This is a genomic window from Gordonia namibiensis NBRC 108229 (assembly GCF_000298235.1).
Taxonomy (GTDB): Bacteria; Actinomycetota; Actinomycetes; order Mycobacteriales; family Mycobacteriaceae; genus Gordonia; species Gordonia namibiensis.
In genome coordinates, this window is sequence record NZ_BAHE01000002.1 from 76,281 (window position 1) to 99,896 (window position 23,616).

Annotated in this window: 18 protein-coding genes and 1 pseudogene; 10 read left to right on the forward strand and 9 right to left on the reverse strand. The window is 66.8% G+C overall.

Annotated features, from left to right (window positions below):
- Positions 1-31 precede the first annotated feature (31 nt).
- The gene (locus GONAM_RS00545) at positions 32-598 is read right to left on the reverse strand and encodes a TetR/AcrR family transcriptional regulator (protein ID WP_006864813.1); all 567 of its coding nucleotides are present in this window, start codon (positions 596-598) and stop codon (positions 32-34) included.
- A 70-nt stretch (positions 599-668) separates the two neighbouring features.
- Between GONAM_RS00545 and GONAM_RS00550 the strand changes: the two genes are divergently transcribed.
- Positions 669-2,105, forward strand: coding sequence for a carotenoid oxygenase family protein (locus GONAM_RS00550; protein WP_006864814.1), 1,437 nt, complete (start codon positions 669-671; stop codon positions 2,103-2,105).
- Between the two features lie 335 nt (positions 2,106-2,440).
- On the opposite strand, the gene GONAM_RS00555 is transcribed toward GONAM_RS00550, so the two are convergent.
- From GONAM_RS00555 to GONAM_RS00575, 5 genes are read right to left on the reverse strand one after another with little or no spacing between them, the layout of a single operon-like run.
- A complete protein-coding gene (locus GONAM_RS00555) occupies positions 2,441-2,686 on the reverse strand; it encodes a hypothetical protein (protein WP_006864815.1) in 246 nt (81 codons plus the stop codon).
- Positions 2,683-3,834 carry an amidohydrolase family protein gene (locus GONAM_RS00560; protein ID WP_006864816.1) on the reverse strand — a complete coding sequence of 384 codons (1,152 nt, stop codon included), beginning with the start codon at positions 3,832-3,834 and terminating at the stop codon, positions 2,683-2,685. The genes GONAM_RS00555 and GONAM_RS00560 overlap by 4 nt, the downstream gene beginning before the upstream one ends.
- A gap of 52 nt (positions 3,835-3,886) precedes the next feature.
- The gene (locus GONAM_RS00565) at positions 3,887-4,495 is read right to left on the reverse strand and encodes a hypothetical protein (RefSeq protein ID WP_006864817.1); all 609 of its coding nucleotides are present in this window, start codon (positions 4,493-4,495) and stop codon (positions 3,887-3,889) included.
- 25 nt (positions 4,496-4,520) lie between these two features.
- Complete coding sequence (locus tag GONAM_RS00570) at positions 4,521-6,188, reverse strand: AMP-binding protein (RefSeq protein ID WP_006864818.1); 1,668 nt, start codon at positions 6,186-6,188, stop codon at positions 4,521-4,523.
- The gene (locus tag GONAM_RS00575; protein WP_051992423.1) at positions 6,185-7,684 is read right to left on the reverse strand and encodes a pyruvate, phosphate dikinase; all 1,500 of its coding nucleotides are present in this window, start codon (positions 7,682-7,684) and stop codon (positions 6,185-6,187) included. The genes GONAM_RS00570 and GONAM_RS00575 overlap by 4 nt, the downstream gene beginning before the upstream one ends.
- A 135-nt stretch (positions 7,685-7,819) precedes the next feature.
- Between GONAM_RS00575 and GONAM_RS22595 the strand changes: the two are divergent.
- Positions 7,820-9,298: pseudogene (locus GONAM_RS22595) on the forward strand (aldehyde dehydrogenase family protein).
- Positions 9,299-9,442: 144 nt separating this feature from the next.
- Here GONAM_RS22595 and GONAM_RS00585 read toward each other — a convergent pair.
- On the reverse strand, positions 9,443-10,669 hold the full coding sequence (locus GONAM_RS00585; RefSeq protein WP_006864822.1) for a cytochrome P450: 1,227 nt from the start codon (positions 10,667-10,669) through the stop codon (positions 9,443-9,445).
- 135 nt (positions 10,670-10,804) lie between these two features.
- On the opposite strand from GONAM_RS00585, the gene GONAM_RS00590 reads away from it, so the two are divergent.
- From GONAM_RS00590 to GONAM_RS00605, 4 genes are all read left to right on the forward strand, one after another.
- On the forward strand, positions 10,805-11,002 hold the full coding sequence (locus GONAM_RS00590; RefSeq protein ID WP_006864823.1) for a ferredoxin: 198 nt from the start codon (positions 10,805-10,807) through the stop codon (positions 11,000-11,002).
- Positions 10,999-13,299, forward strand: coding sequence for an acyl-CoA dehydrogenase family protein (locus tag GONAM_RS00595; protein WP_006864824.1), 2,301 nt, complete (start codon positions 10,999-11,001; stop codon positions 13,297-13,299). Before GONAM_RS00590 ends, GONAM_RS00595 begins: the two co-directional genes overlap by 4 nt.
- 72 nt (positions 13,300-13,371) lie before the next feature.
- On the forward strand, positions 13,372-16,044 hold the full coding sequence (locus GONAM_RS00600; protein ID WP_006864825.1) for an NAD-dependent epimerase/dehydratase family protein: 2,673 nt from the start codon (positions 13,372-13,374) through the stop codon (positions 16,042-16,044).
- Positions 16,041-16,676: an HAD family hydrolase gene (locus GONAM_RS00605; RefSeq protein ID WP_006864826.1), complete on the forward strand. Its 636-nt coding sequence runs from the start codon at positions 16,041-16,043 to the stop codon at positions 16,674-16,676. Before GONAM_RS00600 ends, GONAM_RS00605 begins: the two co-directional genes overlap by 4 nt.
- A 228-nt stretch (positions 16,677-16,904) precedes the next feature.
- Here GONAM_RS00605 and GONAM_RS00610 read toward each other — a convergent pair whose 3' ends face one another.
- Both GONAM_RS00610 and GONAM_RS00615 read right to left on the reverse strand, forming a co-directional pair.
- A complete protein-coding gene (locus GONAM_RS00610) occupies positions 16,905-17,687 on the reverse strand; it encodes a FadR/GntR family transcriptional regulator (protein WP_006864827.1) in 783 nt (260 codons plus the stop codon).
- A gap of 120 nt (positions 17,688-17,807) precedes the next feature.
- A complete protein-coding gene (locus GONAM_RS00615) occupies positions 17,808-18,812 on the reverse strand; it encodes an LLM class flavin-dependent oxidoreductase (RefSeq protein ID WP_006864828.1) in 1,005 nt (334 codons plus the stop codon).
- Positions 18,813-19,073: 261 nt separating this feature from the next.
- Between GONAM_RS00615 and GONAM_RS00620 the strand changes: the two genes are divergently transcribed.
- The 4 genes from GONAM_RS00620 (at position 19,074) to GONAM_RS00635 (ending at position 23,506) form a co-directional block, all read left to right on the forward strand.
- The gene (locus GONAM_RS00620; RefSeq protein WP_006864829.1) at positions 19,074-20,663 is read left to right on the forward strand and encodes a class I adenylate-forming enzyme family protein; all 1,590 of its coding nucleotides are present in this window, start codon (positions 19,074-19,076) and stop codon (positions 20,661-20,663) included.
- A gap of 3 nt (positions 20,664-20,666) precedes the next feature.
- The gene (locus GONAM_RS00625; protein WP_006864830.1) at positions 20,667-21,560 is read left to right on the forward strand and encodes a mycofactocin-coupled SDR family oxidoreductase; all 894 of its coding nucleotides are present in this window, start codon (positions 20,667-20,669) and stop codon (positions 21,558-21,560) included.
- Positions 21,560-22,855, forward strand: a complete 1,296-nt coding sequence (locus tag GONAM_RS00630; RefSeq protein ID WP_006864831.1) for an FAS1-like dehydratase domain-containing protein — start codon at positions 21,560-21,562, stop codon at positions 22,853-22,855. Before GONAM_RS00625 ends, GONAM_RS00630 begins: the two co-directional genes overlap by 1 nt.
- Positions 22,856-22,945: 90 nt before the next feature.
- A complete protein-coding gene (locus GONAM_RS00635) occupies positions 22,946-23,506 on the forward strand; it encodes a TetR/AcrR family transcriptional regulator (protein WP_006864832.1) in 561 nt (186 codons plus the stop codon).
- Positions 23,507-23,616 lie beyond the last annotated feature (110 nt).

Genomic DNA, 23,616 nt, shown 5'->3' on the forward strand with positions numbered 1-23,616 from the left:
GGCGTCGGCCGTCTCGCCGGAGAGTCTCGGGTCAGGCGGTCTCGGACTGCGGCCGGTAGATGGCGTCGGTGATGCGGTTCGCGATATCGGCGTGGGTGAGGAACCGCGCGGGCGACAGCAACTCGGCACACACCGCGCTGACCATGAACTCGACGGCGGCGTCGGGGCTGGGGGAGAGGTACCGCGCGATCGGTGACTCGATGATGAACGCGAGTGCGCGGTCCGTGACGATGTCGATCAGGGTCGGATGGCCCTCGCGGCGGATCAACCACGGCGTCATCGACCCCGCGTCATACCGCAGAGCGGCCTGCACCAGCTCGTTGCCGGCGTTGTAGTCGAGGACCTCACGGACAAGCATGTAGATCGTGTCCCGCGGGTCGTCGGTAAATCTGAGGCGGCTCAACATCACCCGTTCCAACGCATCCAGTTCGGAGGAGACGATGGCCGAGATCAGTTGGTCGCGTGAGGCATACCGGCGGTAGATGGTGGCGCGGCTGATGCCGGCCTCCTTGGCCACCGCGGCGAGTGTGAGCGCGCCGACCCCGACGCGACGAGCCACGGCCCGTGCCGCGCTCGTGAGGTCTTCTCCGCTCGTCATGCCGACATCGTAGATTACTCCTGGTGAAACACTCTTGCGGAATTTGTCTCACACGTGAGACGCTTCAGTCATGTCTGTATCAGACCTGACTCGGACCAGTTCGCGCGAAACCGGCGGCGAATCCCCGTGGGATTCCCAGCACGAAGAGTTCGACTACGAGGTCGACGACATCGAGGGCCAGATCCCGTCCTCTCTGCGTGGCGCACTGTTCCGCATCGGGCCCGGTCGCTTCGAGATCGGTGGGCACCCGATGACGCATATCTTCGACGGCGACGGCATGGTGTCCCGATTCGACATCTCGCCCGACCGCATCCATTACCGCAATCGGTACGTCCGCACGCGGAGCTTCAAGCGCGCCAACGAGACGAAACTCCCACCGAAAGGGTTCAACACCCAACGCGTCGGCGGTCCGCTGGCCAACGCGCTGAAGTTTCCCGAGAACCTCTCCAACACCAGCGTTCTCGTCCACGACGACGTGCTCTACACGCTCTGGGAAGGCGGACGACCCCACCGCCTCGACGCCGAGACACTCGAGACGCACGGCAGCGAGTCCTTCGACGGCGCGCTGAAGCGCATCGGCGCGTTCTCCGCGCATCCGAAGATCGACCCGCGCACCGGTGACGTCTTCAACTTCGGCCTGGACTTCTTCCCGCGTCCGGTGATCCGCTGCTACCGGCTCGACAAGTCCCGACGCCTGCACAGCGTCGGGACGGTGCCGATCCCGAAACTCGGCTTCGTCCACGACTTCGCCTTGACCGAGCGGCATCTCGTGTTCGTGCTCGGCCCGCTCGTCGTGAGCCGACCCATCCCGGTTGCGCTGGGCATGCGACCGTTCGGCGAAGCCCTGTCGTACAAACCGGAGTTGGGCACCACCATCGTGCTGGTCCCGCGTGACGGCGGGAAACCCACACGCATCGAATACGATTCGCTCTTCCACTTCCACGTCGCGAATGCGTACGAATCCGGACCCGAGACCGTCGTCGACATCGTCGCCCACGACGCGACCGGCGGCTGGACGCAGTGGAACAACTTCCTGTGCAATTTCCGCGAGAAAGCCGGGCCCGCGTTCGGCGGAACACTGACCAGATTGCGGATCAACCGCAACACCCAGGCGGTCACGCGCGATCCGTTGAATGATCTCGGATGCGAATTCCCTCAGGTGGATCCGCGGTTCGTCACCACGACGCACCGCTACACGTACCTGGCAGAGGCCTCGGTGCGTGGTGGCGACCCCGACTCGATCACCACCGTCGACACGACGACCGGCGCCCAGGATCGATACACCACACCGGGCAACACCGTATGCGAGCCGCTGTTCGCCGAGGACCCCGAGAACCCAGGCGAGGGTCGCGGCTGGTTGCTCAGCCTCGAGCACCGGCCGTCGGACAAGCGGTCCCGGTTGATCGTGCTGAAGGCCGACCGTCCCAGCGACGGGCCGGTCGCCGTCGCAACGCTTCGGCATCACGTGCCCATGACGTTCCATGGGGCGTTCAAGCCGGCTGACTGAGTGGGTTGGCTGGCTTCGACACGGCTCCTCGCTGCGCTCGTCGCCTGCTCAACCAGCGGTTACTTCCGCTGGCCGAGTAGTCCTGAGGCGCTAGCCGAGGGGCGTATCGAGGTCAGCCTTCCGCTCCCTGAGGTGCGAGGAGCGTTAGCGACGGCGGAGTTCCTGCTCCCTGAGGTGCGAGGAGCGTTAGCGACGGCGAAGTTCCTGCTCCCTGAGGTGCGAGGAGCGCTAGCGACGAGCCACGAAGGGCTGGCGAGAGGGGTTGCCAGCCCTTCGGAACGCTCTCCGCAAGCTCCGGGCTCCTCAGGGAGCGGGGTATGGACAGTCACCGATTGCTATCCCTCGAGATAACTCGCGCGAGCGGCCTTCATCGCGTCGATCCGGCGTCGTAGCAGTTGTTCGGCGGCATTGCGGTCCGACTCCGACAGGTCGCTGTCGGCCAACGCGGCGAGACGTCCCTCCTCGGCAGCGATCTCATCGGTCAGCAGGTCCGCCGACATCTCGCGGGTGAGTAGGTCCTGGTCTACCCAGTCGGCGGCCGGGATTTGTTCGACGAGTTCGTGGTCGGGGCGTTCGGTCATGACGTGCGCTCGAATCGAAACAGCTTGCGGGCGTTGAGTTCGACCATCTTGTGAACGTCCTCGTCGGGGACGTTGACCATCTGCTCGGCGACGACCTTCCGGCTGTTGGGCCAGTTCGAGTCTGAGTGCGGGTAGTCGCACTCCCAGGTGATGTTGTCGATCCCGACCGCGTAGCGGTTGTCGATCCCGTGCTGGTCCTCGATGAAGCATCCGAACATGTGCTTGCGGAACAGATCCGACGGGCGGACCGTCTGGTCGATGTTCTGGTAGTAGCGGTGCTTCTCCCACGTGGCATCGATGCGCTCCAGCATGTACGGCACCCAGCCGATCCCGCCTTCGGACAATGCGAACTTCAGCTTGTCGTGACGGTGGAAGACCGGCGAGAACAGCAGGTCGGCGGTCGCGTACATCGAGTTGCAGCCGAACAAGGCGATCATCACGGCCATCGGTGCTTCCGGTGCGGTGATCGGCGGCTTTCCCGACGTGCCGAAGTGGATCGACAGCACCTGGTCGTGGTCCTCGCAGGCGTCGAAGAACCGATCCCAGTGGTCGGTGTGATAAGACGGAAGGCCCAGCGGCACCGGGTTTTCCACGAACGAGATCGCGCGGGCACCGCGGTCGACGGTCCGCTCGATCTCCTTGATGCACAGGTCCACATCCCACAGCGGCATGATCGTCATGGGGATGTAGCGGTCGGGTGCGGTGGGGCACCACTCATCGAGCACGTAATCGTTCCAGGCCTGCACGCAGAGCAGGGCCAGATCCTTGTCCTCACCTTGCAGGAACACGGTGCCCGCGAACTTCGGGAATGACGGGAAGCACAGTGCCGCATGAACTCCGTCGATCTCCATGTCGGTGATGCGTGCCTTGGGGTCGTAGCAGCCCGGCAGCATGTCGTCGTAGCGAACGGGCTCGGCGCCGTACTCTTCGGGCTTCTTGCCGGCGACCGCGTTCAGACCGATGTACGGGTAGACGCGACCTTCCCACTGCCACACCTGCGCAGGGGGATTGCCCTCGTTCATCACCTTCTCGATGATGCGGGGACCGGCGTCGAGGTACTTCGACGGCAACCGGTCCTGCCAGAGCATCGGGTGCTCGATGAGGTGGTCGTCGGTCGAGATCAACTGCATGTGGTCTTGCAACGGCATGGTGGATGCCACTCCTCAGATCAGGGGAACGCTGTCGGTCACGCGTAGGGGGTCACTGTGCGTGTCCCGCTTTGGCTTCGGCGTCGCGGGTGAGGCCTGCGGCGAGGATCAGTTCTTCGTGCAGCTCGAACCACACCGTGTGATACGAGTCGGCGATCGGCTTGGCGAGCCACGAGGTGTCACCGGCAGACAGTTTCGCGAGCGCTTCGTCGAGTTTGGTGCCGTATCTCGACAATCGCGGCACGTGACGTCCGGCTTCGTCGACAACCGCCGAGACGCGCTCATGAATCCGGGGGAGCCGCGCGAGTACACCGGCGTCGTAGGACGCGTCGTCGTGGGGGTTGGGCTGACCGTCGCGCAACTGCCAGTCGGTGATGAGTGCCTTGAAGTCGCCGTTGACATCCCGGAATGACGAGTAGGCCGCCGCGAAGGCGTCGGTGTCGATGTCGGCGCGCTCGGCAGCGAGCAACTCGGCGAGCTGCTCACGACCGGTGTCGCTGATCCGCACGAGCGGTCCCTTGGCGATCACGTGCTCCGCGGCGACGAGCTGGTCCAGGGTCTGCTGCAGTTCGGCGGCATCGAGTCCGGTGGTCGCGACCAGCTGATCTGCCGTCGCCCGGCCCTTGAGTCGAACCGCTTGCAGCACATCGAGTTCGGTCATCGGATGCATTCTCCTCGAGTCGGGTTCAGCGTTTGGCGATCGTCAGATCGGACGAGTCGATGACCCAGGTCGACGGGGTGACACCCTCGTCGCGCAGCTGATACTTCAGGACCTTGCCGGTCGCGTTCTTCGGCAGCTCCGGCCGGAACTCAATGTAACGCGGTACCGCGAAGTAGGGGAGCTTGTCCAGCGACCAGGCGCACAACTCCTCCTCGGTCAGCGTCGACCCGTCGACGAGGATCGCCGTCACCTTGATGTCGTCCTCGGTGAACTCCGACGGCACCGCGTGCACGGCGACCTCCGACACGTCCGGATGACTCCGGAAGGTGCGTTCGAGTTCGAAGCTGGAGATGTTCTCGCCGCGGCGACGCAGATAGTCCTTCTTGCGGTCGACGAACCAGAGCCAGCCGTCGTCGTCGAATCGCCCGACGTCACCAGTGTGGAACCAGAGGTTCCGGGTCACGGCGAGGGTGGCCTCCGGGCGACGCCAGTAGCCCTCGAACATGATGTGCGGGCGCCGCGGGCGCAAAACGATCTCACCGGGCCGGCCGTCGGGGACCTCGTTGTCCTCGTCATCGACGATCCGGACGTCGAAGTCGTCGTTGCGGCGGCCGGCGCAGCCGAGCGGCGGGGACATGTGCGATGGCGTGCTGGTGATGTAGGTGGCCTCGGTGAGGCCGAACACCGCACTGCCCGCGGACTTCACGCCGAAGCGCGTCCGCCACGTCTCGATCAGTTCCGGGGTCCACGGCGCGCCGCCGACCTGGACGATCTGGCCGTGGCAGCGCAGCATCTCCGGGGTGTCGGGCATCGAGGCGATGAGTGAGATCATCACGCCGAGGATCGAGACCCGGCGTGCGCCGGTGCGTTCCACCTCCGGCCAGAAGTTCGAGAGGGAGAAGCGTGGGGCGATCGCCAGCGTCGACTGGTTGACCGCGGTCGCGAGTACCGACGTCGCTGCCGCGTTGAGGTGGAACAGGGGGAGCGGTGTCCAGAGGGTATGGGTCCGATCGCGTTTCGCGGCACTGGTCGCGGCCAGGTTCGCCGCGTAGTTGTGGCTGATCATGCAGCCCTTCGACGGCCCAGTCGTACCCGAGGTGTAGATCAGCATCGACAGGTCGCGGTAACCGACCGCTGCCGGAGTGAACTCGACGCCGCCGCCGGCAGCGTCGAGGTCCGCCAGGGGTAACGCGGTGATGCGATCGAAGGACGCGCTCGCCTCGCCGCGGAAGGCGAGATGCGTCAGTTCGGGCAGCCCGTCCTCGATCTCCACGAACCGCTCGGCGTACTCGGATTCGACGATGGCGACCTTCGCGCCCGAATCCGCAGCCTGGTGACGGAGGAAGTCGGCCTTCAGTGCGGTGTTCACCGGCACCCAGATCGCACCGAGTGCGTTGGCCGCAAACCAGGACACGACGGCGTCGGCGTTGTTGTCCAGTACGCACAGAACGGTGTCGCCGGGACCCACGCCCAGCGACCGCAGACCGGCCGCACGACGCAGCACCCGGTCCCACACGTCGCGGTAGGTCAGTAGCTCGCCCGAGAAGTCCAGGAACACGGTATCGCCGGCGTCGCGGACCGCACGCTCGACGATGTTGACGACGGTGTCGGTCCGGCCCGGACCCCAGGTGACGGGTGGAGCCGAGGAGGCTGCCGTTTGGGATGTACCAGCGGGCTCGGTCACCGCAGTCATTCGTGATCCCCCGAGGTCTCGGATTCCAAGGCGGCGCGGGCCGCGGTGAGTTTGTCGAGCAGCGTTGCAGCACCCGCCGATGGATGCACGGCGTCGATGATTGCTTCGAGTTCGATCAGTTCGGGACTGTCGGAGATCTTCCACGCGGTCAGCTCGAGGGCCCCGGCGCGGACCTCGCCGTTGTTGCCGTCCACGGTCACGACCTGACCGGCGAACGAGGTGATCGTTCCCTCGCCGCAGCCGACGACGGCCGGACGTCCGATCTCACGGCTGACAACCGCGGCATGCGATGTTGCGCCGCCTAGTTCGGTGACGACCGCAGTGGCGGCGAGCATGCCGTGGATGTCGTCGGGACTGGTGGTCGCACGGGCCAGGATGACGTCCTGGTCGTCGGCGGCCTCGAGGACCTCATCCGGGTCGGTGATCACCACACCGCTGGCGATGCCCGGGCAGGCAGGTAGTCCCTTGGCGAGAAGCTTTGCAGCAAGGCGCGTCTCGGGTTGCAGTGCGGGCTTGAGCAGGGTCTCGATGTGCGACGGTTCGACGCGCCGCACGACTTCGCGATCGTCGATGACGCCCTCCGCGCGCAGCGATAGTGCGAAACGCACTGCGGCCGCCGCGGACCGTTTGGCGTTGCGCGTCTGCAGGATCCAGAGCTTGCCTTCTTGCACGGTGAACTCGATGTCCTGGACATCGGTGCCCAGTGCTTCCAAGGTGTGCGCGCTCTGCAGCAATTGACGGTGAATGTCGGGCTGAGTGTCGGCGAGAGCGTCGATCGGGTCGCAGTCGTGCGTGCCGGCCACCACGTCCTCGCCCTGGCTGCAGGCGAGCCACTCGCCGAACGGCTCCGGCGCACCGGTCACCGGGTTGCGACTGAACAGCACGCCGCTCCCGGAATGGTCGCCCAGATTGCCGAAGACCATGGCCTGCACGACCACTGCGGTGCCCGCGTCGTCATCGAGACCGTGGTGGGCGCGATAGGCCTTGGCCCGGTCGGTGTTCCACGACTCGAAGACCGCCTCGATCGCGCCGCGCAACTGGGCCCAGGGTTCCGTCGGGACAGCATCGGATCCGTCGAGGACGATCTTCGAATACATCTGCCGGAACCTGGACCGGGTGTCGGCCGCGAAGGCGTCACCGCACTCGGCGGCGAGGGCTGCGTGAACCTGGTCATCGATGCCGAGATCGAGGACGGTGTCCATCATTCCGGGCATCGACTGGGCGGCGCCGCTGCGGACGCTGACGAGGAGGGGATGTGCGCCGCGTCCGAACGTCCGCCCGGTCTCGGACTCCAGCCACTTCAGTGCTTGACGTACGTGGGGCCAGATGCTGTCCATGACCGCCGCGGGGTCGCGCTGCCACTCCCGGCAGGCGGCGGTGGTGATGGCGAAGGCGGGCGGAACCGGCAATCCGTGCCGACGCATGGCGTCGAGGCCGTACCCTTTGTTACCCACGAGCATTCGATCGAGTTGCACCGATCCGTCCAGCCGGATCACGTGTTGCAACCCGCTGCCGTGGCGGTCCAGCGTCGCGGTAGCTATCGTCCTCGCCTCCTCAGTACATGTATAACTATGTCATACAGGTGTGGCCGGTGTCACGAAGACGGTGACTTGAGCGCGAGGAGCTTGAAGATGACCCGAAACGGCACGTCACGGCAGCCTGCGGCGGGATTCAGTCCCTACATCGACGGCCGGTGGATCGACTCCGACGGACCCGTCAACGAGGTTCTCGACCCCGCCACCGAAGAGGTCATCGCGCAGGGGCACGACGGTACGGTCCGGGACGTCGACGCCGCCATCACCGCGGCGCGGACCGCATTCGACGACGGGCCCTGGGGGCGCATGTCGGGTGTGGACCGGCGTCGGATTCTGACCAGATTCGCCGAAGCACTCGACAAGCGGCGCGCCGACATCGCCGACCTGGTGATCGCGGAAACCGGCGCGATCCCGGCGATCGCCGAACGCCTGCACGTGGGCGTCGCCCTCGACCACCTCGCCTGGGCCGTCGAACAAGCCGACCGCGACCGGACGCGCCCGCTGCCGCCTCTGCCCGGGCACACCCTGGGGGCCGGCGTCGTGGTGAAGGAACCGTGCGGCGTCGTCGGAGCGATCAGCGCCTACAACTTCCCGTTCTTCCTCAACATGGCCAAACTGGGCGGGGCACTCGCGACCGGGAACACGGTCGTCCTCAAACCGTCGCCGATGACCCCGCTGGAAGCCTTCGTACTCGTCGACGCCGCGCACGACGCCGACCTGCCCCCGGGAGTCCTCAACATCGTCTCGGGCGACGTCGAGGTCAGTCAGGCGCTCACCACAGACCCGCGCGTCGATGTCCTCACCTTCACCGGATCCGAGCGTGTCGGTGCCCTCGTCAGCGCTCAGGCCGCCCCGAACATCACCCGGGTCCACCTCTAGCTCGGCGGGAAGTCCGCGCTCATCGTCCGTTCCGACGCCGATCTCGCCGACGCGGTCGGCTACGGCATCCGGCAGATCATCACCCAGGCCGGCCAGGGTTGCGCGCTGTCGACCCGCCATCTGGTCCACCGAGACGTCTACCGCCAGTACGTCGACATGCTCGCCGCCGCTGCATCACGCGTGAAGACGGGATTGCCGCGTGAGGACGGCGTCGGTATGGGTCCGCTCATCCGTGAAGACCAGGTGGCGAGGGTCGAACATTACGTCGACCTCGCCCGCCAAGCCGGTGGCGTCATCGAGACCGGGGGAGCGCGCACCGCCGGACTGGACCGCGGTTTCTTCTACGACCCGACAGTCATCACCGGCCTCGACAACTCCGCGACCACCGTCCGCGAGGAGATCTTCGGTCCCGTCGCCGTCGTCCTGCCGTTCGACGACGACGCCGAGGCGGTTCGGATCGCCAACGACAGCCCGTACGGGCTCGGCGGTCACATCTACAGTGCGGACACCGCAACGGCTTTCGCGATGTGTCGCCAGATCCGGTCCGGTTATCTGGCCATCAACGGCGGTGCCGGTGCCATGCATCCGGCCGCTCCGTTCGGCGGATTCAAACGCAGCGGGCTAGGACGCGAGTACGGCGACGAAGGACTCGAAGCGTTTCTCGAGACGAAGAGCATCAGTTTCCATGCGGGGTGAGTGGTTTCGATACGCCTCGTCGCAGGCTCCTCGGCTACTCAACCAGCAGAGGTGGCGGCCGCTGCGACCCAATGGCGAGGAGGGCCCTTCGTACGCTGGCCGAGTAGCGACGACCGAGCGTAGCGAGGCCGCCGCGTATCGAGGTCAGTCCGTGACGTCCCATTTCAGCGGGAGGGCGGTGAGGCCCGACACCGAACCGACGTGGTCCTCGATCGTGGCGTCGCCGGGGACCCGGTAGTCGGGAATGCGTTTGTGCCACTCCTCGATCACGATCTCGAGTTCGAGGCGTGCCAGGTGGGAGCCGAGGCAGCGGTGTCGTCCGGCGCCGAAGGCGATGTGGCGGTTCGGGCTTCGGCCGAAGACGATGTCCTCGGCGTCTTCGAACTCGTCGCGATCCCGGTTGGCGGCCGCGGTGGACAGGACGACGCGGTCGCCGGCCTTGATCGGGCACCCGCCGAGTTCGGTGTCGCTCTTGACCACCCGGCTGGTGTTCACCACCGACCGCGCGCGCAACATCTCCTCGGAAACCTCACGCGGGGTGACGGTTCCGTCGACGATGAGGGCGCGCTGCTCGGGGTGCGCGGCCAGGTAGCGGAACGTGTAGCCCAGCGCGTTGGCGACGGTGTCGAGGCCGGCCATCCAGAGTTGGAAGGTCATCGACAGTGCTTCTTCGTCGGTCATCGGCCGGCCGCTCTTGAGGGGCTCGGTGACGATGACGCTCATGAGATCGTCGCGCGGATCGGCGCGACGGTCGGCGAGCATGGCGGCGAGGTAGCCCATCACCTTCTTGCGCACGCCGAGCCGGATGGCGAAATCAGGATCGTCCTCGGGCTTGGTGTGCATCAGCGAGTCGATCCACGCGAGCAGCATCGGGGCGTCGTCGACGGGCATGCCCATGATGTCGAGGAAGACGCGCGTCGGGAGATCCTTGGCGAACTCGGCGACGAACTCGATCCGGCCCTTCGATGCCAGGGCATCGATGAGATCGCAGGCGAGCTGCCGGATGTCGTCGGCACGTTCCGCGATCGCCTTCGGTCCGAAGTGCGACGAGATCAGGGCGCGGTACTCGGTGTGCATCGGCGGGTCGATCTCGACCGGAATCCAGCGCTTCTTCTTCTCGTACGCCTCGTCCGGCTCGAAGGCCTCGACCGAATCGCTCGAAAACGTCTCCCAGTCCTGGAATGCTGTGAGGACCTCGTCGTAACCGAGGACGTACCAGACCGGACGCGGCGCCGAGGTGCGGTTCACCTGCACCGGGCACGCGTTCCGAAGCTCGTCCCACCGGCCGAACTGGTCGGCCCGGGCGGCCTCGTCGGTGCGATGGTCGAAGGTGGTGTCGTAAGCGCTGCCGCTGGGCGCGGTCTCGGACATCGGTGGTTGCCTCGCAGTCTCGTCGGCACGGGGTTCGCAAGCCCAAAGCTACCACCGGCATCGCTAACTTAGTTACCCTTCTCGGAACTGGCCTGTCCGCACCCCAGCCCGACCCGCGCCCGAGGGAGCCCCGACGTGAGACTGCGACTCGACCGAGACCTCTGTGTCGGTCACGCACAGTGCTTTGCCATCGACCCCGACCTCTTCCCGATCGACGACGACGGCTTCAGTCTGGTCGAGGATCAGGAGGTACCGGAGGACCAGGTCGCTGCCGCACAGGCCGGCGTCAATGCCTGTCCGGAACGCGCGCTCCGACTCGAGGGGGACGCGTGACCGCCACGGCGACGGGGGACTGGCGGACACGCCTCACCGATCTCATCGCCGACTACCGCTCCCGAACGCCGGATGAGTCGAAGGACCGCTACCAACGCGCCCGGGACTGGCAGGCCGAACTCGACGACCACGGGTTGGCCGCACCGGCGTGGCCGCGCGAGGTCGGGGGCCTCGACCTCGCTCTCGACGACCTGCTGGACTACTACCGCATCACCTCCGCAGCGAAGGTGCCCTCGCATCCCTGTCCGCTGTCGATGATCCTGGCGCCGACCCTGATCGCCCACGGGACCGGCGAACAGAAGGAACGCTTCCTCAAGCCGTTGCTGCGTGCCGATGAGCTGTGGTGTCAGGGGTTCTCGGAACCCGCGGCCGGCAGCGACCTCGCGTCGCTCACCACCCGCGCGGTCCGCGACGGCGACGAATACGTGGTGACCGGGCAGAAGATCTGGACCAGCCAGGCCGATCGCGCGGACTGGATCTTCGCGCTGGTGCGCACCACGCCACTCGAACCGGGGACCAAGCGATCCGCCTCCGGCATCAGCTATCTGCTCATACCGATGACCAGTCCGGGCATCACCGTCCGGTCGTTGCGAGACATCAGCGGCGCAGCACATTTCGCGGAGGTCTTCTTCGACGACGTACGCGTCCCGGTCGCCAACCGCATCGGCGCGGAAGGGGAGGGGTGGTCCATCATGCGCACCTCCCTCGGCCACGAACGTGCGACCGCGTTCCTCGCCGACGAATTCCGCTACCGCAACACCGTCGACCGTGTGTTCAGGCTGGTCATCGAGCAGGGACTGGCCGACGATCCGCTCGTCCGGCAGTGGGTCGCCGACCTCGAGATCGGCGTGCAGTCGGTCGCACAGAACGGCGCCCGCGCACTCGCGGCGGTACTCCGCGGGCAGGATCCGGGTGCGGTCGCTTCGGTCAACCGGCTGGTGAAGTCGGAGTTCGAACAGCGGCTGCACGCCCTGGCGCTGCGGGCGACAGGTGAGGCGGCAGTGCTCGATTCACGCGCCGACGGCGCCTGCGACGGCGGCCGCTGGACCTACGGATACCTTATGAGTCGCGCGACGACGATCGGCGCGGGTACTGCCGAGATCCAGCGGAACACGATCGCCGAGAAGGTTCTCGGCCTGCCGTCGTCGCGAGGGGAACACGTCGATGAGTCATCGGCTGTGGCGGCCGGCGAACCGATGGCGGTGGCCGACGACGACGAGCGTGAGTTGCGCGCTGCACTTGCCGGAGCGCTGAAGTCGGCCGTCGACCCTGCCCACCTACTCGACCGTTCGCGCGCGATTGATTCGTCCGACGCAGGGCTCTGGTCCGATCTCGTCGGGTTCGGGCTACCTGCGTTGCATGTCCCTGCAGAGGGAGGGGGAGCAGGTGCCGACGTGCGTTTGCTGTGTGCCGCCGTCGAGGAATGCGCGAAGGTGATCGCGCCGGTTCCCCTGCTACCCACGGTCGTTGCAGCATCGATCCTGCATGCAGCCGGTGCCGCGGAAGCGTTGAGCGCCGTCGCAACCGGGACTGTCATCGTGCCGGCGTCACTGCCCACGGGCCCCGCGTGGGGTCGTCCGGGTGCATCGTCACCGGCCTGGAACGGTACATCGTTGACGGGCGAACAGCGTCTGGTGCAGGGCGCCCCTGTCGCGTCGTCGTTCATCGTTCCTGCCCAGCAGGACGGTCGACCGGTGCTGATCCTCGTCGACGGTGAACCGGAGACGGTCACCGTCACCGCCCAGCAGGCGTTCGATCGTAGTTCGACGGTCGGGACGGTTCGATTCGACGCTGCACCCGGAACTGTTCTGACCGAGGGCGACGCGGTCGAGACCGTCGCGGCACGCGTCCGGCCCATTGCGCTGCTCGCGCACGGCGCGGACGCGGTCGGCGTCGCCGCGCGGGCCGTCGCACTGGCCGTCGACTGGGCGGGTCAGCGCGAACAGTTCGGTCACGCCATCGGTTCGTTCCAGGCCGTGTCCCACCGGATCGCCGATGCCGCAGTCGCACTCGAGGGTGCTCGCAACCAGGTCTTGGGTGTCGCGGCCACGGTCGACGAGGGCGTGGTTCAGGGTGCCGACCTCGACTGCGCCGTCGACCTGGCCGTCGCGTCCGCCCTCGACGCCGCGATCACCGCCACCGAGAGCTGCATCCAGGTGCTCGGCGGCATCGGCTTCACCTGGGAACACCCGGCTCATCTGTTGCTGCGACGGGCGCGCTCGATCGCGGTGCTCGCAGGCGGCGCGGACACCTTGCGCGATCGGGCGGCGACGCATCTCCTGTCGACGAAAACATGATTACCGCCTCACCCGACGAAGTACACTTGGTAAACCTTGTGACGGTCTTTCGATGCGATGAGAGGGGCGCTTGTGCGCGTATTGATTACCGGGGTCAGCGGTCTGGTGGGCCGGACCACGGCTGCCCGGCTGGTCGGGGCCGGCCACGACGTGGTCGGGCTCAGTCGCAGCGCGCCGCTCGAACTACCTTCGCAGGTCACCCACATCCGCGGTGACATCTCCGACGACGCCGTGCTCGCGAAGGCCTGCGAGGGCGTCGACGCCGTCATCCACTGCGCGTTCATGCTCGACGCCCGCGAGGGTCTCGATGCCATGGAACGCACCAACGTCGGCGGCACCCGCAAGCTGATCGCCGCCGCCGAGAAGGCCGGTGTCCGCCGCGCGATCTTCCTGTCGTCGGTCACGGTCTACGGACCCCGTAGCTCCAACGACGAACCGCCACGTACCGAGGCGAGCGGCGCGACCCCACACCCGGACCAGCCCTACGCCGTGCACAAGGCCGAATGCGAGCGGCTGTTCGAGCAGTCCTCGCTGTCGTCGGTGCTCGTTCGCGCCGCGATCATCCTCGGTCGTGGCACCGACAACCGCCTGCAGGAGAACCTGGCCGGCGCCAACCACATCGGCGCGAGCGGACCCGAATATCCGTGGCAGGTCATCCATCACGACGACGTCGCAGCGTTCCTCGCGCTGGCCATCACCTCCGACCAGGAGGGCGTCGTCAATCTCGCCGCTGACGAGCCGGTCAGCCAGCGCCGTATCGCCGAGATGCTCGATCGCAAGCTGCTCGCTCTACCGCGCGGTGCGATGATCAACGCCGCCAAGGTCGCCGGCGGGATGTTGCACATCACCGCGGGCGAGGTGGCCGCCGCGCTGCGGATGCCGATGGGCGATCTCACCGAACTCCACGAGAAGTGGGGCTTCACTGCGGTGTGGAACGGCCCGGACACAGTTCTCGACACCCGCCTCGCCGTCGTCGGCCGCACCACCAGCAAGGGGCGCGTCGTCGCGGCCCGAGGGCGGATTCCGTATCTGCACCAGATCGCCGCCGCCGATACACCTGCGCCGGACGGTGCGCCGCTGGCGTATTCGGGTCCCGAGGATCTCCGCGGCGAGTTCGACACCCCGATCGATCGGCGTTTCCCGGTCTACTCGCAGACCAACCTGGCGGAGGCGCTGCCCGGTCCGTCGACGGCGCTCACGCTCGACGTCCAGGGGCGTGCATTGCGCGGCACCACGTCGGCCGTTGCCGAATTGCTCGGACTGCCAGGCGCTTTGGGCACCGAGGCGTCGGCCCGCCTGCAGGCGGTGCACGCCCACCGCATGTACATCAACGCTTCCGCGACCTACCATGTGTCGCTCGCGATGCCGGGCACCAATCCCGACGAACTCGCGGCCCAGTTCACCGGAACCCACGCCGACGAACTGCCCGGCGGACAGTCCGCCATCGCCGGGACCTACCAGGGTCCCGCCCAGACCGCGGCGTCGAAGGCCAAGTCCGCGGCGGCAGTCGGTGCACGGGTGGTGTCGCTCGTCCGGTCGTCGGCACTCGACGTCGACGAGGTCCGCGCACAGACCGCACGACTCGAGGGTTTCCTCGACGAACTCGACACGATGTCCGACGCCCAACTCCGGCAGGTGTTGCTGCTCGCCGGCGATCTGCTGGCCTACGCCTGGACCGTGCAGGGTGTGGTCAACCTGCTCGGCGGAGCGGCCCTGACCGTCGCGTCGAAGAACTCCGAAGAGAACCTCGACCTCGGCGACGATCTCGAGAGTGGCGCAACCCTGCGCGGTGTGCGCGAACTCGCGCTCGCCGCGGCCGCCGATCCCGACGTCCTCGCCCTCCTGACCGACCGCTCGCCCGGCCTACCCGAGCGCGTCGCCGAACAGGCTCCGGCGTTCTGGAAGAAGGTGTCGATCGCACTCGACCGTTTCGGTCACCGCGGGCCCGCCGAATCCGAGTTCGACGCCAAGTCTTTCTCCGACGACGTCCACAGCTTCCTGGTCACCGTCGGCCGGGCTGCTGCCTCCGCCGAGGCGGCGCCGGACCACAGCGGCGCACCCCGCAAACTGTCGGTGCCGCAGAAGATCGCGGCCAAGCTGCTCCGGCAGCGTGAACAGAACCGGGACCGGTGCGTTCGCCTCACCTGGATCATGCGCCGCCTGGTGCGTGAACAGGGGCGCCGCCTCACCGCGCAGGGCCGCATCGACGCCCCTGACGACCTGTTCCACCTCACTCTGGGCGTCCTCATCGACCCACCCGAGGGTGTTCGCGAAACCATCGCGCGTCGGAAGGCCGAGCGCGAGAAGCTCGAACAGCTGCACATGCCGCCCATCTTCGCCGAGAAGTGGCAGGCCGCCGAGGTACTCAAGCCGCTCGAGGCGGGGGAGAAGCTCGACGGTATCGGGATCTGCGGCGGCAAGATCGTCGGCCGTGCGCGAATCGTGGAGCCGCACACCATCGACGACGTCGAACCGGGCGAGGTCATGATCGCCCACGTCACCGACATCGGATACACCGCACTGTTCGGACACGTCGCGGCGGTCGTCACCGACATCGGCGGCGTCATGTCGCACGCCGCCGTCGTCGCCCGTGAGTTCGGCGTCGCGTGCGTTGTCGACACCCAGGTCGCGGCGTCGCGCATCCCGAACGGCGCCCTGGTCGAGGTCGACGGATCCGCCGGAACCATCACGGTTCTCGAACTCGGATCGGCCGATCAGGCTGCGCTGGTGTCGAATCCGGGATGAGCGTACGCACTCCCGGCACCACAACGGCAGCGATCCGTGCCGTCGTCTTCGACTGGTCAGGGGTCCTCACCGAGTCGCCGCTGTCCGGACTGCGCCGGTACAGCGTTGAACTCGGGCTTCACGAGACGGCTCTCGATCGCTACATCCGCGGCGACGAGGAATTCTCGAAGGTGGAACGCGGGGAACTGTCGGTTCGTGACTACCTCAAGGGTGTCTGCGTTCGGGTCCGGGCGGAGCACGGCGTCGAGATCGAGATCCGACGCCTCGGCGCCGCGATGGCCGACACCCGCACGCTCCGCCAACCCATGCTCGACCTCGTCGCCGAACTCAGCGAGCATTACACCCTCGCCGTGCTGACCAACAACGTCGCCGAGAACCGGGAACACCTGGCGACGACGCTGCCGCTCAACCACTTCGCCTTCGTCCTCAACTCCGCGGATGTCGGGGTGCGCAAACCGGATCCGCTGATCTACCGGGAGTTGTTGCGTCGCCTGGATTGCGAGGCCTCGGAGGTCGTGTACATCGACGACTTCGCCGAGAACCTGCCGCCGGCAGCTGACCTCGGCATGTCGACGATCGAGTTCACCGATCCGGAGAACCTACGAATCCGCCTGGCCGAGTTGGGTATCTGAGCCCCGCCGGCCGAGTAGGTCCGAGGGGCTACCCGAGGACCGTATCGAGGTCAGCTCGGCGAGTGGTTTCGACACGGCTCCTCGCTGCGCTCGTCACCTGCTCAACCAGCGGAGTGCGGCCCGCACTGCGCTCGTCACCTGCTCAACCAGCGGAGTGCGGCCCGCGCTGCGCTCGTTACCTGCTCAACCAGCGGAGTGTGCGCTCGTCGCCTGCTCAACCAGCGGAGGTCAGTCCATGACATCCCGGACGCGAGTGTTCTCGTGTCCGGCGAGAAGGGCCTTGTTGGAGTTCTTCATGTGACGCTGCCAGTGGGCTGCGGCCTCGGTGCCGTCGCCGGCGCGGACGAGGTCGACGAGCTTCTGGTAGGAGCGGATGAGCTTGGTGTACTGCGAGCGCGGCATCGGGCCGTCGTGGATGGTGCTGGCGATGTGACGCTCGGCGATCTCGTGGAGCATGCCGGAGATCATCGCCATCGCCGAATTGCCGGACAGCTCGATCATGCGGCGGTGGAACCAGACCGACGCCTGGGCCATTGTGCCGTCTTCGTATGCGTCCTTGAGTTGGTTGTCGATGATCGACTGGAGTTCGTCGAACGCTTCGGTGTTGCCGGTCTCGGCGAGCATCTCCGCGGCAGCGGGTTCGATGACCTCGCGGGCCCGCATCACCTCGGCGATCGTCGTCCCGGACAGCTCCAGCAGGAGACCCGCGGGACGCGCGACGATCTCGGGGCCGGGGACACGGATCCGGGCACCGGTACGGGAGCCGCGACGCACCTCGACGAGGCGCTCGGACTCGAGGACACGGACCGCTTCACGCAGCGTCGGGCGGCTCACCTGGAAGTGCGCCATGAGATCCGCTTCGTGGGGAAGGAAGTCACCCTCCTTGAGCTGACCGTCGACGATCATCCGGCGCAGAGTGCGTGCCACCAGCTCAGCGGTTTTGGGGGACCGGATCGCACCGGTCGTGGTCGCGGGGACCATCATGGGAGCCAGGTTGACGGGCTTGGTCATGGGCGCCTTCCTCTTGCGTAACCACCGACGCACCCGAAGTGAGCGCGATGGCCGAACCGGATCTGATCACCTGGCCGATCTGATACACCCAGTTGTCAAACCCAGTAATACAAGTCGAGTCTACCCAATCGCGGCGAGTCGGTCGCCGGCAAAACCGATCGCGGCGTCGTTGAATCGTGCACGTGCCCTGCGCCCGACGAGAAAGCTGGGGCACGACAGGAATCCGACGTCGGGGAGATCGGTGCGTTTGCCGAGCATCTCGCTCGCCTGCGCGGTGTCCCCGCAGATCGCGATCGACCACAGCATGTCGTCGGAAACATGGTCGCCGATCGTCGTCGGCGACTCACGGAAGGCCCGGCGGATTGCTGCGACCTCGTCCTGCCAGCCATGCAGTTCGACCAGCGGGTCGTAGGTCTTGACCGTGAGGTAGAAGGCGATCTGGCGGCGTGCGGCGGCGATCGCGGCCTCGGGATCGTCGTCGTCGACGGCGGTGATGACCCATCCCCAACGGGTGATGTCGTCGACCGATCGTCCGGAATCCGCTGCCCCGAAAGCGAGTTCGGGTGCGACCGCCTCTGACCACCAGCGGTCGGTGAAGATGCCGTGGCCGAGGATGCCGTCGGCGTCCCGGCCGACCGTCCGCACCATGTACTTGTTGAACGCGCCGATGAGGATGGGTATGTCGAGTGCGCCGAACACCGGGGCGCGCACATCGGCATCGATCGAGTAGAAGCGACCATCGAACGTGATGGGTTCACCGTTCTCGGCAGTGAGGAAGGCGCGGATCACCCGGATCAGCTCAGACATCCGCGGCGCGGCGTGACTGGAGTCGACGCCGAACCAGTCCCGATTCATGCGGAAGCTTCCCGCTCCCAGCCCGAGGAATACGCGTTCAGGCGCGAGCCGATGAAGATGCCGCAACGCCGAGGCATGCACGAACGGCGACCGCGCGAACGCGTACGCGATGCCCGGACCGACAGCGGCCGACGACGAGCCGAGCGCCATTTCCGTCGACGTGACATAGGCGTCGACGTCGGCGAACTCGCCGGTGCAGAACGCGATCGCGCCCGCAGCTTCGGCGGCCCGTGCCTGTTCGGCACCCGGCCAAGGCAGGCCCCACTGCATCGCATCCTCCGCACGTCGCTGGGTGGGGTCGGTCGACGACCGACCCCTCGGCAAGTGTAAGCAGGATAACTTAGTGATATATCTGGGTTGGCATATGCATTTGCCCCACCTGCGACGAAACCTTCTACGGTCACCTAGTGAACTATGTAACCTACCTGTGTGGCCCCGCAGATCTTTGTAGGGCAATCCACTCGGGCACCGAACCAGCGGGCACCCGGAGGCAGACCACACCGAGAAGCAGGCCCAGACAGGAATCGCTCGATGACATCGAAGAACCCGGCGGCCGGGATTCCGCACTCGCTGCACCGCTTGTGGGATGCCCCGGACGACGCCCGGATGGTTCACAGCGACGGCGAATGGTTCTCGTGGGGCCAGATGCGGGCGCTCGTCGAAAGCATCGAACGAGCGCTCTACGACGCCGGCCTCGGCCCGGACGCACGGATCGCCACCGTCCTCGGCAACCGACTCGAGTCGATCGCCGCGCTGATCGCGGTGATCCGTACCGAACGCACGCTGGTCACGCTGAGCCCGCTCCAGCCGCCGACCCGCCTTGCCGCCGACGTCCGGCAGAGCGATCCGGTCGCCGTCCTGGCACCTCCCGGGTATTGGGAAGAACCCGAGTTCGCGGGCGCAGCAGTCGATTCCGGGGCGTGGGGATTCAGCATCGAGATCGATGTGCCGGTGACCACGCGGCTCGCCGGAATCCCTTCGGGGGCGGAGTCCCATCACCGCGGTGTGGCGATCGAGATGCGCACGTCGGGAACCACCGGAGATCCGAAGCGGATCCCGCTGACCTACAAGCAGATCAACGCGTCCCTCTACTCAGCGGTGGCACACGCCGGGGTGACGATCGCGGAGGCGCCGCCGTTCAGCGGCCAGCCCGCCCTGATCACGCTGCCCATCGTGCACATCGGCGGCATGTTCGCCCTGCTTCAAGGGCTCGTGCAGGCCCGGCCCCTCGCGATCCTCGAACGCTTCACCATCGACGGCTGGCGCGCCGCCATCCGCGACCATCGCCCCATCGTGGCGGGTCTCCCCGGCGCGGCAATCGGTACCGTCCTCGACGCCGACGTCCCGGCAGAGGACCTGTCGAGCCTGCGTGCGCTGAACGCGGGTACAAGCCCTGTCGACCCCGCACTGGTCGATAGGTTCATCGAGAAGTACGGCATCCCGATCCTGATCGTCTACGGCGCCACCGAGTTCTCCGGTGCGGTCGCCGGTTGGACGATCAAGGACTTCCGCAAGTCGTGGAAGGCCAAGAAGGGGAGTGTCGGACGACCGTTCCCAGGTGTCGAGCTCAGCGTCGTCGACGAGGCCGGTTCGCCCGTGCCCACCGGGAACACCGGGCGTCTACGCGTGCGTTCGCATCAGTCCGGCCGGGATTCCGAATGGCTGACCACCAGCGACCTCGCCCACATCGACGACGACGGGTTCCTCTACATCGATGGCCGCGCGGACGACGTGATCATCCGGGGCGGCTTCAAAGTGTCTCCGGACGTGGTTGCACGCGCACTGAAGACTCACGACAGCGTCGCCGACGCCGCGGTCGCCGGTGTTCCCGACCCTCGTCTCGGTGCAGTCCCGGTCGCCGGCGTCGAGGTCCGGCGCGGCGAGCGCCGGCCCAGCGGTTCCGAACTCCGCGACCACTGCCGCACCCAGCTCACGCCGTACGAGGTGCCGGTCGCGGTACACGTCCTCGACGAGCTGCCTCGATCGGCGTCCCTCAAGGTCGACCGTCGCAGGCTCCTCGAGTTGTTCGAGTCCGCTGTTCCCGAATCCGTCGCGGGCAACGGCGAATTCGCACCCGACCCGACTGCCCGAGACCTACAGTCTTCGGTGGGAAAGGACTAGACGATGACTGACTCAACCGACACCGGTACCGCCCACCTCCCAGGCACCGGCCGGGTGGCCGGGAAGGTCGCGCTGGTGACCGGAGCCGCCCGCGGGCAGGGCAAGAGCCATGCGATCCGGCTCGCCGAGGAGGGCGCTGACATCATCCTCTTCGACCTGTGCCGCGACATCGAGACCAACGGCTACCCGCTGGCCACCCCACGCGATCTGGAGGAGGCGGCCCTCGAGGTCGAGAAGACCGGCCGCCGTGCCATCGCCGCCGAGGTCGACGTCCGGGACCGGGGAGCGCTCGACACCGCGATCGCCGCGGCGGTCTCCGAGTTCGGGCGCCTCGACGTGGTCGTCGCCAACGCCGGCATCTGCCCGCTCGGCGACGGACCCGTGGAGGCCTTCGCCGACGCCTTCGACGTCGACCTCGTCGGGGCGACCAACACGATCCACGCGAGCCTGCCGCATCTGACCGCAGGCGCATCGATCATCGCGACCGGCTCGGTCGCCGCGCTGCTCGCCGCCGGATCCCAGGGCGGGCCGTCGGGTGCCGGCGGTGCGGGGTACGTGCTCGCCAAGGAGATGCTGACCACCTACATCCACCGGATCGCCAGAGTGCTGGCACCGAAATCCATCCGCGCCAACATCATCCACCCCACCAACGTCAACACCCCGATGCTGCAGAGCGGGCCGATGTACCGGCAGTTCCGTCCCGATCTCGCCGATCCGGGACCCGACGACGTCACCGCGGCGTTCGCGTCGTTGCAATCCATGCCCGACGTCCCGTGGATAGAACCCGCCGACGTCAGCGACACCGTCGTCTACCTGGCCTCGTCGGAATCCCGCTACATCACGGGCCTCGACCTGACCATCGATGCCGGCGCAACCCTGGGCCGAGGAGGCCGCTGATGACAACAACCGAGAAGTCCGGGACAGAGAAGTCCGGCACCACGGGCAAGATCACCGACGAGGACATCGAACGGGCGAAGGCGCAGATCGGGATCCCGGTCAAACAGCGGGACATCCCGTGGAACACACTGCCGCAGGCCGATTCGATCAGCCACTTCGCATTCGGCTGCGGCGACGACAACCCGCTGTTCCACGATCCCGAGTACGGACGCACCACCCGCTGGCACGGACAGATCGCGCCGCCGACCTACCCGATCACCACCGGTCTCGACCAGACCCCGGCGTTCGCCGACGAGGAACGCAAGAAGCTGTTCCGGGGACTGTTTCGCGGCACCGGCAAGTACTACTCCGGCGTGAAATGGACGTGGTATCAACCCATCTACGCGGGCAATCCGATCTACTCCGAGGTGTACACCCTCGACGTCCAGGTCAAACAGAGCTCGTTCTCCGGCGGCCGGTCGGTGAAGGAGACCTACCGGCACCTCTACGTCGATGCCGCGGGGCGTCCGGTCGCCACCCGCGACGAGTCGTACATCAATGCCGAACGCAGTGGCTCGAAGAAGGCCGGGAAGCTCCGCGACGTCGAGCGCAAACGGTGGACGCCGGAGGAACTCGAGGAGGTCGAGGCCGCCTACGAGGCAGAGGTCCGTCAGGGCGCCGATCCGAACTGGTGGGAGGGCGTCGAGGTCGGTGCCGAACTCCCCGCGGTCATGAAGGGACCGCTCGGTGTCGTCGACATCATCAGCATGCACATGGGCTGGGGGTGGGGCGGATACGGCATCGGCCCCCTCAAATACGCACACCAGGCACGCAAGCGCATGCCGGCGTTCTACGAACCCGACGAGTACGGGATGCCCGAAGTCGTCCAACGGCTGCACTGGGATTCGGCACGCGCCCAGGAACTGGGCATCCCGGCGGCGTACGACTACGGGCAGATGCGCGCGGCCTGGGTCAGTCACCTCCTGACCAACTGGATCGGCGACGACGGTTGGATCGTCGACATGGATCTCACGTTGCGGGGCTTCAACTATCACGGGGACACACATCTGTGCACCGGTCGCGTCATCGAGAAGGGCGCGACCCCACGGGAACCGATCACCATCGAGGTCGCCGCGACCAGCCAGCGCGGAGAGGCCACCACGCAGGGAACCGCGAGAGTGCTCTTGCCTTCTCAGACGATCGGGGCGGTGATCCTGCCCGAACCGGACGAGGATCTCCGGGCGCGTGGCGCACAAGTGGTCAGCCGGCTCGGCGGCAAGGTCGGGGAGACGTTGCGCCGCAACGGTCTGGCCTGACGGTCGTTCGACAACACCGGGCCACGGGAGGTCTCCACGTTGGCGAAACAGGTGCCGCGGAAAGTGCCGCGGCAGGAGCGATCTCAACGCATGGTCGCCGGGATCCTCGACGCCTGCGCGACTCTGCTCATCGAGCGCGGGTACGACGGTGTGTCCACGCACCGGATCGCCCAGGAAGCCGAGATCAGTCCCGGCAGTCTGTATCAGTATTTCGCGAACAAGGACGCCATCGTCGCGATGACGGTGGAGCGGATGATCCAGAAGATCGCGACCGAGTTGCTATCCGCACTCGAGGTCGGCACCGACGCCCCGCCTCAGGAGCAGATCGCAACCGTCGTCGACGCGGCACTGACTGCCGCCGAACAGAATCGCGAACTCGTCCGGGTGCTGGTCGAGCAGATGCCGAGGCTGGGCGGCTCGACCGAGATCCGCCGGGTCGAGGAACGTGCACGGGAGATGATCGCGCAGTACCTCCTCACCAGCCCGGCCGCCGAGAATCCGGACCGGCCACCCACTTTGGTCTGGATGGCATTTCAGGCCGTTCAACAGCTCAGCGTCCGGTACGTTCTGGACCAACCTGACATACCCCGTGAGGAGTTCGTGACCGAACTGTCTCGCCTGCTCGTCACACTGGTCGCTCCCACTCCCTAGAGGCGCCTGCTGATCCGAACGATCGGCGAATTTCGCCGAATCGTATATGCAAGAGTTATCTAACTAGGTAAGCTCGCTCGTGCACACGTGGTGTGATGCAGGCTACATCG

Bases quoted from the DNA above. Each gene is read 5' to 3' on its own strand.
- GONAM_RS00565 (WP_006864817.1), bottom strand. From the start codon at position 4,495: ATGACCGAACTCGATGTGCTGCAAGCGGTTCGACTCAAGGGCCGGGCG.
- GONAM_RS00620 (WP_006864829.1), top strand. From the start codon at position 19,074: ATGACATCGAAGAACCCGGCGGCCGGGATTCCGCACTCGCTGCACCGC.
- GONAM_RS00585 (WP_006864822.1), bottom strand. From the start codon at position 10,669: ATGTCCGAGACCGCGCCCAGCGGCAGCGCTTACGACACCACCTTCGAC.
- GONAM_RS00615 (WP_006864828.1), bottom strand. From the start codon at position 18,812: ATGCAGTGGGGCCTGCCTTGGCCGGGTGCCGAACAGGCACGGGCCGCC.
- GONAM_RS00545 (WP_006864813.1), bottom strand. From the start codon at position 598: ATGACGAGCGGAGAAGACCTCACGAGCGCGGCACGGGCCGTGGCTCGT.
- GONAM_RS00635 (WP_006864832.1), top strand. From the start codon at position 22,946: ATGGTCGCCGGGATCCTCGACGCCTGCGCGACTCTGCTCATCGAGCGC.
- GONAM_RS00605 (WP_006864826.1), top strand. From the start codon at position 16,041: ATGAGCGTACGCACTCCCGGCACCACAACGGCAGCGATCCGTGCCGTC.
- GONAM_RS00630 (WP_006864831.1), top strand. From the start codon at position 21,560: ATGACAACAACCGAGAAGTCCGGGACAGAGAAGTCCGGCACCACGGGC.
- GONAM_RS00570 (WP_006864818.1), bottom strand. From the start codon at position 6,188: ATGACTGCGGTGACCGAGCCCGCTGGTACATCCCAAACGGCAGCCTCC.
- GONAM_RS00625 (WP_006864830.1), top strand. From the start codon at position 20,667: ATGACTGACTCAACCGACACCGGTACCGCCCACCTCCCAGGCACCGGC.
- GONAM_RS00610 (WP_006864827.1), bottom strand. From the start codon at position 17,687: ATGACCAAGCCCGTCAACCTGGCTCCCATGATGGTCCCCGCGACCACG.
- GONAM_RS00555 (WP_006864815.1), bottom strand. From the start codon at position 2,686: ATGACCGAACGCCCCGACCACGAACTCGTCGAACAAATCCCGGCCGCC.
- GONAM_RS00560 (WP_006864816.1), bottom strand. From the start codon at position 3,834: ATGCCGTTGCAAGACCACATGCAGTTGATCTCGACCGACGACCACCTC.
- GONAM_RS00550 (WP_006864814.1), top strand. From the start codon at position 669: ATGTCTGTATCAGACCTGACTCGGACCAGTTCGCGCGAAACCGGCGGC.